The organism is Bradyrhizobium sp. Cp5.3, assembly GCF_000426265.1.
Lineage (GTDB): Bacteria > Pseudomonadota > Alphaproteobacteria > Rhizobiales > Xanthobacteraceae > Bradyrhizobium > Bradyrhizobium neotropicale.
The window spans coordinates 438,769-454,342 of record NZ_AUFA01000003.1 but is presented as its reverse complement, the minus strand read 5'-3'; the positions used below and the strand labels follow the sequence as shown (position 1 = coordinate 454,342).

Below are 15,574 nucleotides of genomic sequence, written 5' to 3'. Positions count from 1 at the left end.
AGCGCCCAACCATCACGCTATCATTGTAAAAATCCATCCAAATGCTGCGGCAAGGAGCGTTTGCGCAAGGGGGATGATTGACCTTCAACGATGTGGATCAACGCGTCGGCAGCCGATCGACCATGTTGGCTACGATTCGCTGCGGCAGGCCAACGCCCGATAGCTTCCAGCCCGTCCACTCGAAATGCATGCTGATACTGCCGGCGTTTTCGCCCCGACCGAACCCAAGCGCAAATTCGTCGGGCTTGATCGGACGAATCCGTCCGAGGAGGACGAAGATGTTTGACGCGTCCAGATCAGCTAGCGATGACATCGTCCCAAAACTGATATTCTCTGCGGCGTTGCGGACGGTCCCGCTGCGCAGCAGCACCGACAGATTCTCTGGCGTGACGAGCTTCGTGGTAAAATCGTCGGCGATCGTTGTGCCAAGCGAGGTAATCGCCATCCGCTCGATCGGTCGCAGCGGGCGTTTTTGCTCGAGCCGTTCGAGGTAGGCGGTGTTCAACTGCTCGACGAGAGAATGGCGGACGCGCGGCAAGTCGGTCCGCGTCATGATTTGAGCAACGTCACCGTTCCGAACGGCTGACACGAGACCCAAGATGGAGATTAAAGCCGATCCGGCATAGACCAAAAGAATGGTCAGGACGACAGCAAGGGTGCCGACGATCCATTTCATGGAAATGCAATCGAGCCCGCCGACCTTTGTTCCAAGCCCGGATTTCCAAAGCCGGGGACGGAGTCGTTAGCAGTCGCCAAACAAGCTCATGAGCCCGATCGCGCGACTCATCGAGCGACGCGCACGATGGATATCATAAGAGCCTGCCCTCCCCGATTTTCGGGAAAAAAAGGTAACCGCAAGAAAAATGTCATCGCGACGTCAACTGACGGCGACAGATTGCCGCAGCTTCGACGAAGGCAATTCTCATCTCATCAAATGCAGCGAGGGGCGAACTCATGCGTGGTTTTCGCGACTATTTCTTGTCAACTGCCGCGGTCGCGGCAGCGATGCTCGCCGGCGGCATCACCGTCGCGCGAGCGGACGATGACAGTGGGCATTCGCAGCGACACGGCTACAAGCATGTATTGCTGATCAGCGTCGACGGCATGCATGCCATCGATCTGAAGCGTTGGGTCGAAAGCCGCCCTGGCGGCAATTTCGCCCAGCTCACCAATCATGGCGTCGTCTATCCGAACGCTTTTACCACCGCTCCGTCGGACAGCTATCCCGGCATGCTCGCACAGGTTACCGGCGCCACGCCGAAGGGCGGTGGCCTGTTCTATGACGACAGCTATGACCGCGCCGCGTATCCCTCCAAGGCATTCTACACCAGCCAGAATCTCGCGGATCCGGGTTGCACGGGTGCGGCTGGCGCCGAGATCACCAACTTCGAAGCGCTCGACAAGAGCTTCGATTACGACAGCGGGCTGGTGGCCGATTACACCGCCGGCGGCACGCTCGGTCAGGTTTACACGCAGCTCGATCCGGACCACATGCAGCGCAAGCTGGTCAACGGCCAGTGCGTCCCGGTCTATCCGCACGAATACGTTCGTACCAACACGATCTTCGAAGTCATCAAGGCGGCTGGAATGGGCACCGCTTGGTCAGATAAGCATCCTGCCTACGAGGATCTGGCGGGCCCGTCGGGCAAGGGCCTCGACGAACTCTATGCGCCGGAGATCAATTCGCAGGACACGCTCGACGCCGGCGCCAAGCCTGGCGACGACTACACCAAGAGCTATACCGGCGTTCGCAGTTACGACTCGCTGAAAGTGCAGGCGGTATTGAACTGGATTGACGGCTATGACGGCGCGCGAACTCAACATCAACCGGTCCCCGCGATCTTCGGCATGAACTTCCAGGCGGTCAGCGTTGGCCAGAAGCTCGCCAAAGCAGGCCACGCGGATGCCGACAAATCCCTCGTCGGCGGCTACGCCGACGCCCAGGCGACGCCCGGCAATGCGCTCACGCTGCAATTCCAGTTCGTGGACGACGCGCTCGGCAAGTTCGTCAACGAGCTCAAGGCGCAGAACCTCTACGAATCGACCCTGATCATCGTCAGCGCCAAACATGGGCAGTCGCCGATCAACGTCAAGGACCGCGTGGCGATCTCTGACGCGCTGTATAGCAACGCGCCCGGTTTCGGTGCCAACGGCTTCGAGATCTGTGACGACGGGGCGCTGGTCTGGTTGTCGCCGCAAATGCAGCAGGCGACCAATCCGGCGACCGGGAATCCCTACCATGCAGATGCCAAGGCCTACATTCTCTCTCACGCCGCCGATCTGCATATCCAGAAATTGCTCGACCGCGACGAACTGTCCAAGCTCTACGCAGATCCGTTCCACAACAGTCGAGTGCCGGACTTCCTCGCGATCACCGATCATGGCGTCATCTGCACTGGCGGCAGCAAGCTTGCCGAGCATGGCGGCTTTTCCGACGACGATCGTAACGTGCTGCTGGTGGTCTCCTCGCCTCGCATCAAGCACGCGAAGATCGTCGAGGACACCACCTTCACCACACAGATCGCGCCGACCATCCTCCATGCGCTCGACCTCGACCCGCGCAGCCTTCAAGCTGTTCGCGAAGAAGGTGTCCAGGTCCTGAAAAACTGAAGCCGCAGGATCGTCTCGACGTCTGCTCTGTTCAGAGCAGGAAGGCTGTCCCGGCGCGCGTTGCGTGTCGGGGCAGTCGCTTTCAGCATTTGACGCGTGCAATATGAGTTGCTACTCGCCCGCAAGCCGACATCTTTCGTACGTGGTGGGGACGGCTTTGTCGTTGGGCTGGGGTCCAAGTCAGGGAGGAAACACTTGAGGAAGACTACTCAAGGTCCTGCTTGGTGAACGGCGGCGTGGAGCGCCCGTTCCTGATCCCAAGAACAGGAGCCCGCTGACCCGGCCTCAGCGGCCCTTCCTGGGTTCAATAATTCCGAAGTGAAATGGCTCAGCCCGCCCGGGGCTTTTGAGTTTTCCCAATGTCCTTGGTTCCCGCGAACTCATATGTGAATCGCAAGTGTCCTAAATTCATATTTTTGGTGTCCTAATAACGGCATCCGCCGTACCGTGGAGGCCGGCGGTTCCCGAAGAAAGATCGCTAGCCACCACCCATATTCTCCCAGTCAGGAAAAAGTGGCACAAACCGCATAGCTCAATTGTCGCCCCATCTATAACCTCTCAAGCTGGGCTGCCGGGGATCGATGGGACAATCGATGCTCTCTGATTTGATGCGGGACGCTGCAGCGTTCAACATGTCCGACTGGGGCAAGTATGTGCTTGCCGCGCTTGGGCTCTTCACGTTTGTCGGAATTTACTACCTCGGCGATTATCTCTATCGCGACAGAGATCCCGATGGAGAAGCAGCGCCACACACCAGCGACGGAATCTAGTTTTCATTTTTCATAACGTCTGATTGCGATTGGAGAACGACCATAATGTCAAAGGAAAATTGCTTGATCGTTTTTGCTGCGGGAAGACAACTGGATCTCCTGCGCGGGGAAGCCTCTCGCATCGCCAAAGAAAACAAAGTGGACTGGCATATAGACCGCGCCGACATCGGCATGTGCTTTTGCTTCGAGGACGCCAAAGCGAAAGACGCCTTCGCGTTGACCTGCGACAACCTCGGCATTTCCAGCCGAGGCAGCTAGCCCGAAGGGAACCCGCCGATTCTGTGGCCGTCCGGTTTCTCTATGCGCACGCGCGGGCCGGAGGGGCTTCTTCATGCAAGCCGATAGCGCACGGCGGGCATCACTGGTCTGGTCGGCATGAGATCATCGAAGCCGAAGGAATGGACCGACATCGAACGCAAGAGATTGTCGGTGATGATACGCCGGCGGTTCGGCGCGGCGAAAATTGCCGCAGTTCTTCGCCGGCATACCGGCTCAGTAAAGCAGATGGCGCGAGAGATGGGGTTGATCCTCAAAAAATGATGGCGCGGAGCCATCCTGGCCGACGTCGCGGGCCACAGTTCGTGAGCGTCCCCCAAAGTTCACCCTGGGCGCGTCTGCGGGCGCAGGTACTCCCTCGACCCTGTCCGGTCCGGGCGCGAGTCTCAACCCGCCTTGATTATATTCAATAACAATGTTCGTTCTGACCTAATCCGGCGAATATCGTCCGCTTCCCTTATTAGTAAAGAGTTGGGGGCGCCAATGACCGGCTTCCAAGCCAAGCTCGAGCGTTTCGAAAACCTCGCTGCCGAATGCGAGTTGATCGCCAAACGAGTGGATGGAAGTAATCGCGAATTGTATCTGCGTGCGGGCCAGCACTATCGTGATTTGGCAAACGACGTGCGCGCTCTGATTGCATCGTTCAATATCGCCGCGTAGGCAGAAGATCACCTAACGCGACTTTCACCCAGCCAAGCCCGTGACAGATGCGGCAGTTGGGATCGGTCAATGACGGCTGGCATCCTGGGCTGGCTGTACGTGATCTACTTCGCGCTATTCCGGTCGTAGCCGTCGCCGATGTGCCATCTCTACAGCATCCGACCAATCAAGCCGCGATCATCAACCTGGTCCGCGTGATCACCCGCTACGTTGGCAACCAACCGCCGCTTTCCGCAGCGCTCGCATCAAGCATCAACCAACGGCGCGGCGGACGAGGTGATTGGGCCTTACTGCTGCCAACAATAGTCTAGTGCAGCGTGCCTCGATGCGGCGGAGCGATGTCGGATTGTTCATAGAAGTATTGCAGTTCGGCTTCGAGACGCTCGTTGAGCAAAAGGAGCACCTGCAAGGCCCCGAGAACGTCGCCCCGGTGTTCTTCGATCAGTCTGTCTATCAGGTCGTTAATCGGCATCGTTGACTCCCACGGCGTCTGGTTCCATCAACCGCGCCTAGTGGGTTCAACTGGCCTTTAATCCACAGCTTGTTCCCTTGGCTGGGGCGCAAGCCATGAGGCGCTCACCGCGACGCGATGCGGAAATCTGTTGGTGTGTACGTGTGACATCCGAACAACATACAAGCAGAAGAACGCGCCATATTGGATGAACACCGAGAGTCTTCCCCGCTATTCACAGGATGCGGGCAGAAAGCCAGGTGTTATTGTCAGAGCGACAGTGCTGCGATGAAGCGGCGAAAAAAACCAGCCCAGCGTTGCGATTTTGTAACCGCGCTTTTGCACCGAAATGATACCCGTTGAATTGGCTCGGGGTGGCACATGTTTGACGTTTATTTAAACGAAAGACGGGACTTGCTCGTCGTTAGCAAGGGACTTCCTATACCCCCACACAAGTCGGGGCGATGGCGCAAATCCAAGAAGAAGGTTCTCAAAGTTAGTGACGAGATCAAGTCGGCTGTTCAAAGGCAAGGCTACTACATGCGGAAGCTGAGCGACGCAAAGGGGGCTCTCACGTCTTCTGAGCGCTGAGCGAACGCCATGGTCGAGCCAATCCACCTGAAGGCCATGCCGATCATCCTCACCACCGACGTGGGGCGCGACGTTTAAATGCGCACACTGTGGGACTAGGCGAAAATGCTGCCGCGGCCCCTGCCCGACGACACCCTGAAAGTCGTTGCTCGGGGTGCATCGAAGGAAGACATCTCTTGCTCACCCTAAGTCGTGCTGAGCCAGGACCTGGCCGACCATAGTAAACCAACTCTTAACCTGTGATCGCTACTTTGCCAGTGTCCGGGTGGTGACCGTCCGGTCAAGCGGGAGGAATCATCATGCCCGTCGAGATGCTCACGTACGCCGAACTCGGCGACAGGCTCAAAATTTCCCCAGAGGCCGCAAGAGCGCTCGTCAAGCGGCACCGTTTGCCGCGCTCCCGCTCCAACGATGGCAAGACGCTGGTTCAAGTCGATCTTACAGAAATCAGTCATTCCCCGAACGCGCGCGCATCCCAGAGCCCGGGCGGTGACCACCTGGTGACCGCCCTAAAGGAGCACATTGCGACGTTGCAGGCGGACCTCCTTGAGCTGAAGGCCATAGCCGGAGGTAACCGGGCGGACTTCGAGAGAGAGTGTGGCCGCACCAACAAGCTGTTGGCCGAACTGCTCAAAGCCAACATTGAAACTGCGACTGCCCGAGAAAAAGCCGCCCGCCTTGAGGGGGCGCTCTCGACAGTAAGGCCGCCTTGGTGGCGAAGGCTGACCGCCTTCACGCAGATCCCACTGGAAACCGTTTGGCGGAGGACGCTGCCAAGCAGCGTGCTCGAGGTGGGCGCAGCAAGCAAGGAAGACCGAGCGCCGGTGTAGACGACGCAGGTCGGCACCCTCAGGGTGTCGCGCAACGCTCAACGTGCTCGACACCCCGTTGACTTGGCCGTTGCACCGCTGGTTGCGTTTCGGGTCACCTTTCACATGCCGGTCGCGCTGCCCGGATCGGGCCCTCGACCTTTCCTTGGCACCATAGGAGCTTGGCTACTTACATTCCAGAACCACCGCCACCGCCGCCGCCTCCACCACCGCCGCCAGCATTTCTGGAATTTTCGATGGTATAGTCTTTGGGGCCGCTGCCGGGTGCGTAGCCGCCAAAGGCTCCTGGATAGCCCGTCATCATGCCGTTGGCGCGCATCACACGCCACGGAGCGTAGCCGTAAATACTCGCAGGGTGCTTCTTGGAGACCTGGTGCTGGTGCGGTGCTTTGCTTGGTAGATTCTTGGCAAGCACGGCCGGAGCAGCGGCGATGAGGATGGTGGCAGCAAGTGTGACGATCGCTGTCTTCATTTTTCGTCCTCCCTTGATTGAACAAAAAACCTCGACGCTTTGAACAACCCCGACGCTGTTCGGTGCAATTCGTCACATCACACGATGGTGAAGCTAGCGCTTGTTGCGGTCCGCGACGCGTTCCCGTGCTGAAGGCTGCACCGCGTGCGGCCTGGCCGCGGCGCGGATTCGGCCGGACTTCAATTGGAATAAGCCGATGATTCCTACGACGGGTTATCGATGAAGCTCACCGCTGAACGCGCCGCGCAAAGTCGGCCCCGGCCATGGGGTTTAAGGGGTGTGGGAGGGCCGGGGCCGCTTGGAGGTGCTTGGACAACTTGGGGAAGCCAAGCGATGGCGAGCTTACTCGCAGATCAAAGCCGTTCTGTTCGTTTCAGCACATTGGGGATGATGTTCCGTCCCGGAACATGCCGAGTTCTCCCGATCGGATTCACATATGCAAATGCAGCGTCGAAGATGGATGCCTCTCCCTGTTGGTTGTTGAAGTGCAGACCAGGGCAGCGTTCACTATTGACTGACCAAGTGCCGTCGCAGAGCAGATTTCTTATTCGGATCGGTGGAAAGGGGTGGATGGTTTACGATCGAGAACTCAAGGGTCCAGCAATGATTGGGACAGATGTGGCGGCCAATCTGACAAAGGAGCGAGCCGAACAAGTGCTCCGCGTGCTGACGTCAATGGGTGCGCGATCAGACCGCCGGTGAACCCCGTGGGGCAGCCGGCTGGCCGTCGCAGCTCAATTTTTTGCCGACGGTCCGTTGGGCTTTGCTTCGACACAGGCAGCTTCAAACGGACGCGCATTGCCAACAATTCCCGCGCCCTCAATCGTACGTCGAAGACGGAGCTCTGCCTTGCGACATTCTCCGCGCGTGCCTGGAATTTGCGAGCGATGGGACCCGATCAGGAAGAACACCGACGAGCTGCGAAGTACAGCTTTCCGGCGCAAGTTACTGATTTTGCTGTGGAGTCCGAACGACGACGAACGGAGGAGAACATCTAGTGGCGGAAGGGGTGGGATTCGAACCCACGGTACCCTTGCGGGCACGCCGGTTTTCAAGACCGGTGCCTTAAACCACTCGGCCACCCTTCCAAGCCCGGAATGGCTGTCGCTTAACGCAGGCGAGCGCGCAAGGCAACGCGAAGTTGGTGCCCTCACCCGAGACCGGGCCCTTCACCGGAAACGGACCTGTCAGGCGAGCGTCAGCGTGGTCCGCTAGCTTGGGCGGCATCGGTGACACCGCCCAGGGCGTTGCCGGTTGCGAGGCCCGGCTGGAGTCCCCTCCACGTCCGGGCCTCGCTTATTATCTCTGCAAAGAAAACGCGGCGCCCATATGAACGCCGCGCGAACCCTGTGATCGCTGCGTTGACGCCTGTAGCCGCAGGAGGCGCAGCCCATCTGCACCGGGGCATAGTACCGCTGGCGCATGGCGTATTGCGGCGGGGCGCACTCGTACTGGACGCTTGGCGGCGCGACCATCACGGTGCGATCCTGCGACCAGCGTGCGGTGCGCAACGACGGAGCCCGGCGACGTGGAGCGTGATTGCCATCGGTCGGAATCGTCGCTTGGATTCATCGAGGTCGCTGCACGGGGCCGCGTTGCCAAGGGGGCTGCGGTTTCTGACACGCTGACGCTCCTCCCCGGGGCGGCGGGGCAAACCCGGCAGAGAGTTTCCGTGGTTGTGACGGCTTCCGAATTCCTGCCCCGCTCCATCGCTGGGGCTGGGGGCTGATTAGCGATGGAGCGGGAGTCACGGACTTCGATCGAACCAGCACGAAAACCGACCGCATCCGAGACGCGCTTAATTGCAGTTGCGATTCTGGCCTGTTGGCGGCCAATGCATGGCACCATTCCGTAGCAGGCTGCTGCCCGCAGAAAGCTATCGAGTGTTGCAGCCGAGCAATTTTCAGAGTCACAATTTTGCCCCAAGATCGACGCCAGCCGGTCAGATTCGACCAGCGGGCGGACTGGCTAGGCCCGGCATGCGTTTCGGCGGGGGCAGTGTGCCGGGCCACCGCTATTGCGGTGGAGATTTCGATGAAATCCATCGGTCGCCTTCGTTGGGTGGTAGACAACGATCGCCAGGACCTCGCCGACCACGAGGCGGGCCGCCTCTCCTGTCGGGACGGCGAGGACGATGCCGAACAGGAGTCAGCGGCGGAGCGCGTGCTGAAGAATCTCGCCCTGATCCGCGCCTATGAGGCTAAAGCAGACTAGCATCCGAGCAAAAGAAAACGCGGCGCCCGAGACGAGCGCCGCGTGAAACCTTGATCGTTGCGTTGGGGTCAGTAGCCGCAGGAGGCGCAGCCCATCGCCGCCGGCGCATAGTAGGAATAGCCCGGCGAGACCATCTCGACGCGCTGGCGCGTGGCTTACTTGCCGCGCCGCTTCACCTCGCGCACCGCGCCGCGCGCGGCGCTGGTGGTGAGCGCCGCATAAGCCTGCAGCGCGGTCGAGACGTTGCGCTTGCGGTTCGTTGGCTGCCAGGCGGCATCGCCCTTCGCCTCTTCCGCCGCACGGCGCTTGGCAAGCTCCTCGTCGGAGATCTCCAGGCTGATGCTGCGGTTCGGAATGTCGATCGCGATGCGGTCACCGGTACGCACCAGACCAATGTTGCCGCCTTCAGCCGCTTCCGGCGACAGATGGCCGATCGACAGGCCGGACGAGCCGCCGGAGAAACGGCCGTCGGTGACGAGCGCGCAGGCTTTGCCAAGGCCCATCGATTTCAAATAGCTCGTCGGATACAGCATCTCCTGCATGCCGGGGCCGCCGCGCGGGCCCTCATAGATGATGACCACGATCTCGCCGGCAACGACCTTGCCGCCCAAAATGCCTTCCACCGCGGCGTCCTGGCTCTCGAACACGCGCGCGGGGCCGGAGAATTTCAGGATCGAGGCATCGACACCGGCGGTCTTCACGATGCAGCCGTCCTGCGCGAGGTTGCCGTACAGCACGGCGAGGCCGCCGTCCTTGCTGAAGGCGTGCTCGAGATCGCGCACCACGCCCTTCTCGCGATCGGTGTCGAGCTCGTCGTAGCGGCGCTCCTGGCTGAAGGCGACCTGGGTCGGGATGCCGCCGGGCGAAGCGCGATAGAAGGTGCGCACCGCCTCGCTCTTGGAGCGCTTGACGTCCCAGCGCTCCAGCGCGTCCGCCATCGTCGGCGCATGCACGGTCGAAACCGAGGTGTCGATCAGCCCGGCACGATCGAGCTCGCCGAGAATGCCCATGATGCCGCCGGCGCGGTGCACGTCCTCGACATGGACGTCGGCAACGGACGGCGCGACCTTGCACAGCACGGGCACGCGGCGCGACAGGCGGTCGATGTCGCGCATGGTGAACTCGACCTGCCCTTCATGCGCGGCGGCGAGCAGATGCAGCACGGTGTTGGTCGAGCCGCCCATGGCGATGTCCAGCGTCATCGCGTTCTCGAACGCCTTGAAGTTCGCGACATTGCGCGGCAGCACGGAGGCGTCGTCCTGCTCGTAGTAGCGGCGGACGAGATCGACGATGGTGTGGCCGGCCTCGACGAACAGCCGCTTGCGGTCGGCATGGGTTGCGACCACGGAGCCGTTGCCGGGCAGCGCGAGGCCAAGCGCCTCGGTCAGGCAGTTCATCGAATTCGCCGTGAACATGCCCGAGCAGGAGCCGCAGGTCGGGCACGCCGAGCGCTCGATCACCTTGACGTCGTCGTCGCTGACCTTGGCGTCGGCCGCAGCGACCATGGCGTCGATCAGGTCGACGGCCTTGGTCTTGCCCTGCAGCTTGACCTTGCCGGCCTCCATCGGCCCGCCCGAGACGAACACGGCGGGAATATTGAGGCGCAGCGCCGCCATCAGCATGCCGGGCGTGATCTTGTCGCAGTTGGAGATGCAGACGAGGCCGTCGGCGCAATGCGCATTCGCCATGTACTCGACGCTGTCGGCGATCAGCTCGCGCGACGGCAGGCTGTAGAGCATGCCGTCATGGCCCATGGCGATGCCGTCATCGACCGCGATGGTGTTGAACTCTTTCGCGACGCCGCCGGCCTGCTCGATCTCGCGCGCCACGAGCTGGCCGAGATCCTTGAGGTGGACGTGGCCGGGAACGAACTGAGTGAAGGAGTTGACGACAGCGATAATCGGCTTGCCGAAATCGGCGTCCTTCATGCCCGTCGCGCGCCAGAGGCCGCGGGCGCCTGCCATGTTGCGGCCGTGGGTGGTGGTGCGGGAGCGATAGGCTGGCATGGCGGTTTCCGTCCTCGTTGGGTGGACCGGGCGGGGGAAATTTGGGAGCCGCCTCAGGCCTTTCCGGCCGGATAGCGCACGGGGCCACGGGGTGCAATGAGAACTTGGCCCGGACCGGGCGGAAGCAGCCTTGCGCAGGCCTCCCCTGCTCCGAGCGCAGCCTCGAAGCCGAACGTCGCGAGCGCCATGATGAGGACGAGGATGCACGCCTGAACGTTCGGATGCCTCAGTTGCAAGATGCGGATGCACATGATGAGCCGCGAGCGCAACGGTATTCGTGTCCGTAGTGATCCGGAATGGAATCCTATCGAGACTTCACGTACATCGCGCACATCGATCGGCGGCCACAAGGGCATCACCCTCTGATCGCGCGACATGGGGCTGGGGGGCCGCATGGGGCGGGGATTTGAAGGCTGGGGCAAGATTACGAGGTCCGGACTCCTAGGCACTCCGGACCTCGTATCTTCTAGATTGAACGCAGCGTCGCGCCGCCGGCTTTATGAGCCGTGCGGCGCGATCTCGTTTGGGCCGCCTTGTACGTCGACTTATTTTAGTCGTCTTGCCCTTTTCAGTTCGGCACGTTCCGTGCGAGATCCTCAAGCCAGGCCGCAGCGCTCGAATCCGACGGCGCACGCCAGTCGCCGCGCGGGGACAACGAGCCGCCGGCCGAGACCTTTGGCCCGTTCGGCATGGCCGAGCGCTTGAACTGGCTGAAGGCGAAGAAGCGCCGCAGGAACACCTCGAGCCAGCGCCGTATCTCCGCAAGGTCATAGGCCCTGCGCCGATCGCTGGGGAATGCCGGAGGCCACTCGCCCTTGGCGACGTCCTTCCAGGCATGCAGCGCCAGGAAGGCGATCTTGGACGGCCGCATGCCGAAACGCAGCGTGTAGAACAGGTTGAAATCCTGCAGCTCATAGGGCCCGACGGAAGCTTCCGTGCTCTGCGGCTTCTCGCCCGGCTTGACCGGCACCAGCTCGGGCGAGATCTCGGCCGAGAGGATCGATGCAAGCGTCTTGTTCACGTCGTCGCTGAACTGCTTCGACGCGATCACCCAGCGGATCAGATGCTGAATCAGCGTCTTCGGCACCCCGGCATTGACATTGTAATGCGCCATCTGGTCACCGACGCCATAGGTGCACCAGCCGAGCGCAAGCTCGGAGAGATCACCGGTGCCGATGACGATACCGCCGTTATGGTTGGCAAGGCGGAACAGATAGTCGGTGCGCAGTCCCGCCTGCACATTCTCGAAGGTGATGTCGTAGACCGCCTCGCCTTTGCCGAAGGGATGGCCGATGTCCTTCAGCATCTGCGTTGCCGTGGTGCGGATGTCGAGCTCCTGCGAGCTCGCCTGCAACGCCTTCATCAGCGCCAGCGCATTGGTCTTGCTCTCGCTGCCGGTGGCAAAGCCCGGCATGGTGTAGGCGAGGATGTTGCTGCGGGGCAGGCCGAGCAGGTCGACCGCCTTGGCGGCGACGATCAGCGCGTGGGTGGAATCGAGGCCGCCCGAGACGCCGATCACGACGCGCTTGGTGCCGGTCGCGCGCATGCGCTGCACGAGTCCGGCGACCTGGATGTTGTAGGCCTCGTAGCAATCCTGCTCGAGCAGGCTCTCGTCGCTCGGCACGAACGGAAAACGCTCGACCTTGCGCAGGAAGCCGATGTCCGCGGCCGGCGGATTCAAGGCGAAGGCGATCTTGCGGAAAAAGCCCTCGCGCTGGCGACGATTGTCGTCAAACGTTCCCATCAGCGCGCGTTCCTGCCGCAGCAGGTCGAGGTCGACGTCGGCGAGCGTGATCTGGCCATCCTGCCGGAACCGCTCGCCCTCGGCCAGCAGCACGCCGTTCTCGTAGATCGAGGTCTGGCCGTCCCAGGCGAGATCAGTGGTCGATTCCCCTGCCCCGGCCGCGGCATAGACATAAGCCGCGAGGCAGCGCGCGGAGGTCGATTGACAGAGCAGCGCGCGCGAACGGGCCCGGCCGATCGTGATCGGGCTGCCCGACAGATTGATCAGCACGCTGGCCCCCGCAAGCGCGAGCTCCGAGGCCGGCGTCACCGGGATCCACATGTCCTCGCAGATCTCGACGCCGATGCTGAGGCCGGGAACGTCCTCCGCCGCGAACAGGAGATCGACGCCAAAGGGCGCGCGGAGCCCGCCGATTGCAATCGCTTCGCCGACGATGCCGGCGCCGGAGGCGAAATGCCGTCCTTCATAGAACTCGCGATAAGTCGGCAGATAAGTCTTCGGCACGACGCCGAGGATACCGCCGCGATGTATGACGACGGCGCAATTGTAGATCCGTGCGCCAAAGCGCAGCGGCGCGCCGACGATCAGGACAGGCATCAGGGCCGCCGATGCCTCGACGATCGTGGCGAGCCCGCGCTCGACAGCATCGAGCAGCGGATCCTGCTTGACGAGGTCCTCGATCGCATAGCCGGACAGGCACAGCTCGGGAAACACGGCAACGGCCACCGACTGCGCGTGACAGGCCTTCGCCGCCGTCACGATGGCCTTCGCGTTGGCCGAGGGATCGGCCACATGGGAGGTGGTCACGCAGGCCGCCACGCGGGCAAATCCGTGGGCGTAGATCGAGTGGAAGCTCATCGCGTACCCTTAATTCCTTCTTAGATCGGGAGGCGTGGTCCGGCCGCGCGATCTCAGGCCATATTTAGCTCATCGACATAGGCCCGTGCAGACCATTCGCCGTCATGCATAACGGATTTGCACTTCCGCCCGCCCTTCGGCCGGATCAGGCGCTGCGCGCCAGCACACCGGTCAGATCGTCCCGCAACCACTTTGCGATCCGCGGCCAGGCATGGGCATGGGTCCGCGCCCCCATGAACAGACCGAGGTGATTGCTGGGCTCGGAGGCCGCCGCGACGAAGGCCGGCGGCGTTCCGATGAGATGGGCGATGGCCAGCGCCTGCGTTGCCGGCACCACCTCGTCGTCGAGACCGGCCAGCAGGAAGACCGGCACCTTGACGTCCTTGAGATGAATCTCGCGGCCGAGCGCCGTGAAAGTGCCCGCCGCGATCCGGTTCTCGCGGAAGATCCAGTTGACGATCTGGAGATAGTAGGTGCCGGGCAGATTGAGCGTCTCGGCGTTCCAACGGTCGAAGCGCTCACGCAGCGCCGCGCCTTCCTCATCGGAGAGGTCCTTCTGCAACGCCGCCGCGATGTCGTCGGGGCTCGGCGCCTTCGACCAGAATCTCAGCATCTCCTCGCCACTGACATTGCCGCCGCCGCGGGCCACGAGCTGGTCGTAGATCATCTCCGGCGCGTTGCGGGTGAGCCGCGACAGCGCGGAGTCGATCGAGAGGTCGACCGGCGCGCCGACCAGCACCAGCCGCCGTACCTTGGCGGGAAAGCGCGCCGCATAGATCAGCGACAGCCAGCCGCCCTGGCACAGGCCGATGAGATCGACGGGCGCGCCGATCTCGTCAACGGCGACATTGAGATCGCCGAGATAGCTGTCGATCGAGAAATAGCGCATCTCCGATGATGCCGAGCGCCAATCGGTGAGATAGACCCGATCGATGCCCCCATGCTGAAGGGCCTCCACGACGCTGTGGCCCGGCGCGAAGTCGGCGATCAGCGCCCGATGCAGCGCATAGGGCGCGCAGACCAGGGCCGGCTGGCCGGATCGTGTCCCGCTGCCGCAACGGCGCAGGCGCATGGTGGGCAGCTCCAGCGCAACAGTGTTTGGCGTGGTCCACGGCAGGCCGCTGTCGTCGCCCTGCTCCACCGGCTCGCGCTCGAGCCACCACAAGCAGGCGTCCATGGCGAGCCGTGCCGCCGCGAACGGCCAAAGCAAGGGATCATCAGGGACATGCGCCGATCCGGTCGGCTGTTTGCCGGTTTTCTCCGCCACGACTAGTCCATCACCGTCATAAGAACGCCTCGAGGCTGACCACGGAAATGCCGAGCTCGCGAAAACTCTGATGGGTCGCGGCGACCGAGCCGTCGAGATCGATGCCGCGGCAGGCATCCTCGATGACCACAACCTGAAGACCCGCCTTGCGGGCATCCTCCGCCGAAAAGCGCACGCAGAAATCCAGCGCGAGCCCTGCGACGAAGACCGTCTGCAGCTCTCGTTCGCGCAAATATCCGAGTAGCCCCGTCGGCGTCCTGTGGTCATTCTCGAACAGCGCCGAATAGGAATCGATGCCGCGGCGGAACCCCTTGCGCACCACGAGGCTGGCCCGGGTGACGTCCAGATCGCGATGGAATTGGGCGCCGGCAGTGCCCTGCACGCAATGGGAGGGCCAGAGCACCTGGGTGCCGTAGTCGAGCTCGATCGTCTGAAAGGGTTGCCTGCCCGCGTGGTTCGGCGCAAAGGACACGTGATCGCGTGGATGCCAGTCCTGGGTCAGCACGACATTGTCGAATCTTTGGGCGATGCGATTGATGGCGGGGACAACCTTCTCGCCGCCGGGAACGGCAAGCGCCCCGCCGGTGCAGAAGTCGTTCTGCACGTCGATCACGAGCAGCACGTCGCGGTCGGAGATCTTCATCGTGGCCTCATTCGCGTGCGTCCGGCGTGACGGGCGCCGATCTCCCCCAATGTCGATCTTCCCTCGCCGGTTCGCAACCGCCTCATTGGCCGCGCGCGTCCATGTCGCGGGAATGATTTGCTCGATCCTTCCGCGGGTGCAACGGTTTGGCCTCGTTCGTGTTGACTACCCACGCTCGACGG

14 protein-coding genes, 1 tRNA gene and 1 pseudogene are annotated in these 15,574 nt (G+C 62.1%); 8 read left to right on the top strand and 8 right to left on the bottom strand.

Going from position 1 to position 15,574, the window contains the following annotated elements; all coding sequences use genetic code 11:
* Window positions 1–97 precede the first annotated feature (97 nt).
* A complete protein-coding gene (locus tag K289_RS0107530) occupies window positions 98–676 on the bottom strand; it encodes a DUF2939 domain-containing protein (RefSeq protein WP_027550937.1) in 579 nt (192 codons plus the stop codon).
* Window positions 677–954: 278 nt separating this feature from the next.
* Between K289_RS0107530 and K289_RS0107525 the strand changes: the two genes are divergently transcribed.
* The 5 genes from K289_RS0107525 to K289_RS51445 all read left to right on the top strand — a co-directional run bounded on the left by K289_RS0107525 (window position 955) and on the right by K289_RS51445 (window position 4,316).
* The gene (locus tag K289_RS0107525; RefSeq protein ID WP_035684080.1) at window positions 955–2,610 is read left to right on the top strand and encodes an alkaline phosphatase family protein; all 1,656 of its coding nucleotides are present in this window, start codon (window positions 955–957) and stop codon (window positions 2,608–2,610) included.
* A 593-nt stretch (window positions 2,611–3,203) separates the two neighbouring features.
* A complete protein-coding gene (locus tag K289_RS50255; protein WP_156917842.1) occupies window positions 3,204–3,380 on the top strand; it encodes a hypothetical protein in 177 nt (58 codons plus the stop codon).
* Window positions 3,381–3,443: 63 nt separating this feature from the next.
* The gene (locus K289_RS0107515) at window positions 3,444–3,638 is read left to right on the top strand and encodes a hypothetical protein (protein WP_347336763.1); all 195 of its coding nucleotides are present in this window, start codon (window positions 3,444–3,446) and stop codon (window positions 3,636–3,638) included.
* 117 nt (window positions 3,639–3,755) lie between these two features.
* Complete coding sequence (locus tag K289_RS50250; RefSeq protein ID WP_156917841.1) at window positions 3,756–3,920, top strand: hypothetical protein; 165 nt, start codon at window positions 3,756–3,758, stop codon at window positions 3,918–3,920.
* Window positions 3,921–4,139: 219 nt separating this feature from the next.
* The gene (locus K289_RS51445) at window positions 4,140–4,316 is read left to right on the top strand and encodes a hypothetical protein (RefSeq protein WP_198024670.1); all 177 of its coding nucleotides are present in this window, start codon (window positions 4,140–4,142) and stop codon (window positions 4,314–4,316) included.
* A 307-nt stretch (window positions 4,317–4,623) separates the two neighbouring features.
* On the opposite strand, the gene K289_RS51440 is transcribed toward K289_RS51445, so the two are convergent.
* Complete coding sequence (locus tag K289_RS51440) at window positions 4,624–4,788, bottom strand: hypothetical protein (protein WP_198024669.1); 165 nt, start codon at window positions 4,786–4,788, stop codon at window positions 4,624–4,626.
* 573 nt (window positions 4,789–5,361) lie between these two features.
* Here K289_RS51440 and K289_RS53025 point away from each other — a divergent pair.
* Together K289_RS53025 and K289_RS44015 are read left to right on the top strand one after the other, a co-directional pair.
* A pseudogene (locus tag K289_RS53025) lies at window positions 5,362–5,547 on the top strand (SOS response-associated peptidase); the annotation flags it as partial.
* A gap of 110 nt (window positions 5,548–5,657) precedes the next feature.
* The gene (locus K289_RS44015; RefSeq protein ID WP_051310512.1) at window positions 5,658–6,188 is read left to right on the top strand and encodes a hypothetical protein; all 531 of its coding nucleotides are present in this window, start codon (window positions 5,658–5,660) and stop codon (window positions 6,186–6,188) included.
* A 169-nt stretch (window positions 6,189–6,357) separates the two neighbouring features.
* Here the strand turns inward: K289_RS44015 and K289_RS0107485 are convergent, their stop codons facing one another.
* Both K289_RS0107485 and K289_RS0107480 read right to left on the bottom strand, forming a co-directional pair.
* On the bottom strand, window positions 6,358–6,660 hold the full coding sequence (locus K289_RS0107485; RefSeq protein WP_027550933.1) for a hypothetical protein: 303 nt from the start codon (window positions 6,658–6,660) through the stop codon (window positions 6,358–6,360).
* Window positions 6,661–7,658: 998 nt separating this feature from the next.
* Window positions 7,659–7,748, bottom strand: a tRNA-Ser gene (locus tag K289_RS0107480).
* Between the two features lie 946 nt (window positions 7,749–8,694).
* On the opposite strand from K289_RS0107480, the gene K289_RS50245 reads away from it, so the two are divergent.
* A complete protein-coding gene (locus K289_RS50245) occupies window positions 8,695–8,874 on the top strand; it encodes a hypothetical protein (RefSeq protein WP_027550932.1) in 180 nt (59 codons plus the stop codon).
* A 155-nt stretch (window positions 8,875–9,029) separates the two neighbouring features.
* Here K289_RS50245 and ilvD read toward each other — a convergent pair whose 3' ends face one another.
* The 4 genes from ilvD to pncA form a co-directional block, all read right to left on the bottom strand.
* Complete coding sequence (ilvD, locus tag K289_RS0107470; protein WP_027550931.1) at window positions 9,030–10,880, bottom strand: dihydroxy-acid dehydratase; 1,851 nt, start codon at window positions 10,878–10,880, stop codon at window positions 9,030–9,032.
* A gap of 568 nt (window positions 10,881–11,448) precedes the next feature.
* Entirely contained in the window at window positions 11,449–13,482 is a 2,034-nt protein-coding gene (locus K289_RS0107460) for an NAD(+) synthase (protein ID WP_027550929.1), read from the bottom strand.
* A 145-nt stretch (window positions 13,483–13,627) separates the two neighbouring features.
* Window positions 13,628–14,749 carry an alpha/beta fold hydrolase gene (locus K289_RS0107455; RefSeq protein WP_027550928.1) on the bottom strand — a complete coding sequence of 374 codons (1,122 nt, stop codon included), beginning with the start codon at window positions 14,747–14,749 and terminating at the stop codon, window positions 13,628–13,630.
* 16 nt (window positions 14,750–14,765) lie between these two features.
* Window positions 14,766–15,392 (bottom strand): bifunctional nicotinamidase/pyrazinamidase, encoded by a 627-nt coding sequence (gene pncA / locus K289_RS0107450; protein WP_035684069.1) that lies wholly within the window; start codon window positions 15,390–15,392, stop codon window positions 14,766–14,768.
* Window positions 15,393–15,574: the final 182 nt, after the last annotated feature.

What these genes read in the sequence shown, in the direction of transcription:
- K289_RS0107530 (WP_027550937.1), bottom strand. Translation starts at nt 676, where the DNA reads ATGAAATGGATCGTCGGCACCCTTGCTGTCGTCCTGACCATTCTTTTG.
- K289_RS0107525 (WP_035684080.1), top strand. Translation starts at nt 955, where the DNA reads ATGCGTGGTTTTCGCGACTATTTCTTGTCAACTGCCGCGGTCGCGGCA.
- K289_RS50255 (WP_156917842.1), top strand. Translation starts at nt 3,204, where the DNA reads ATGCTCTCTGATTTGATGCGGGACGCTGCAGCGTTCAACATGTCCGAC.
- K289_RS50250 (WP_156917841.1), top strand. Translation starts at nt 3,756, where the DNA reads ATGAGATCATCGAAGCCGAAGGAATGGACCGACATCGAACGCAAGAGA.
- K289_RS51445 (WP_198024670.1), top strand. Translation starts at nt 4,140, where the DNA reads ATGACCGGCTTCCAAGCCAAGCTCGAGCGTTTCGAAAACCTCGCTGCC.
- K289_RS51440 (WP_198024669.1), bottom strand. Translation starts at nt 4,788, where the DNA reads ATGCCGATTAACGACCTGATAGACAGACTGATCGAAGAACACCGGGGC.
- K289_RS44015 (WP_051310512.1), top strand. Translation starts at nt 5,658, where the DNA reads ATGCCCGTCGAGATGCTCACGTACGCCGAACTCGGCGACAGGCTCAAA.
- K289_RS0107485 (WP_027550933.1), bottom strand. Translation starts at nt 6,660, where the DNA reads ATGAAGACAGCGATCGTCACACTTGCTGCCACCATCCTCATCGCCGCT.
- K289_RS50245 (WP_027550932.1), top strand. Translation starts at nt 8,695, where the DNA reads ATGAAATCCATCGGTCGCCTTCGTTGGGTGGTAGACAACGATCGCCAG.
- ilvD (WP_027550931.1), bottom strand. Translation starts at nt 10,880, where the DNA reads ATGCCAGCCTATCGCTCCCGCACCACCACCCACGGCCGCAACATGGCA.
- K289_RS0107460 (WP_027550929.1), bottom strand. Translation starts at nt 13,482, where the DNA reads ATGAGCTTCCACTCGATCTACGCCCACGGATTTGCCCGCGTGGCGGCC.
- pncA (WP_035684069.1), bottom strand. Translation starts at nt 15,392, where the DNA reads ATGAAGATCTCCGACCGCGACGTGCTGCTCGTGATCGACGTGCAGAAC.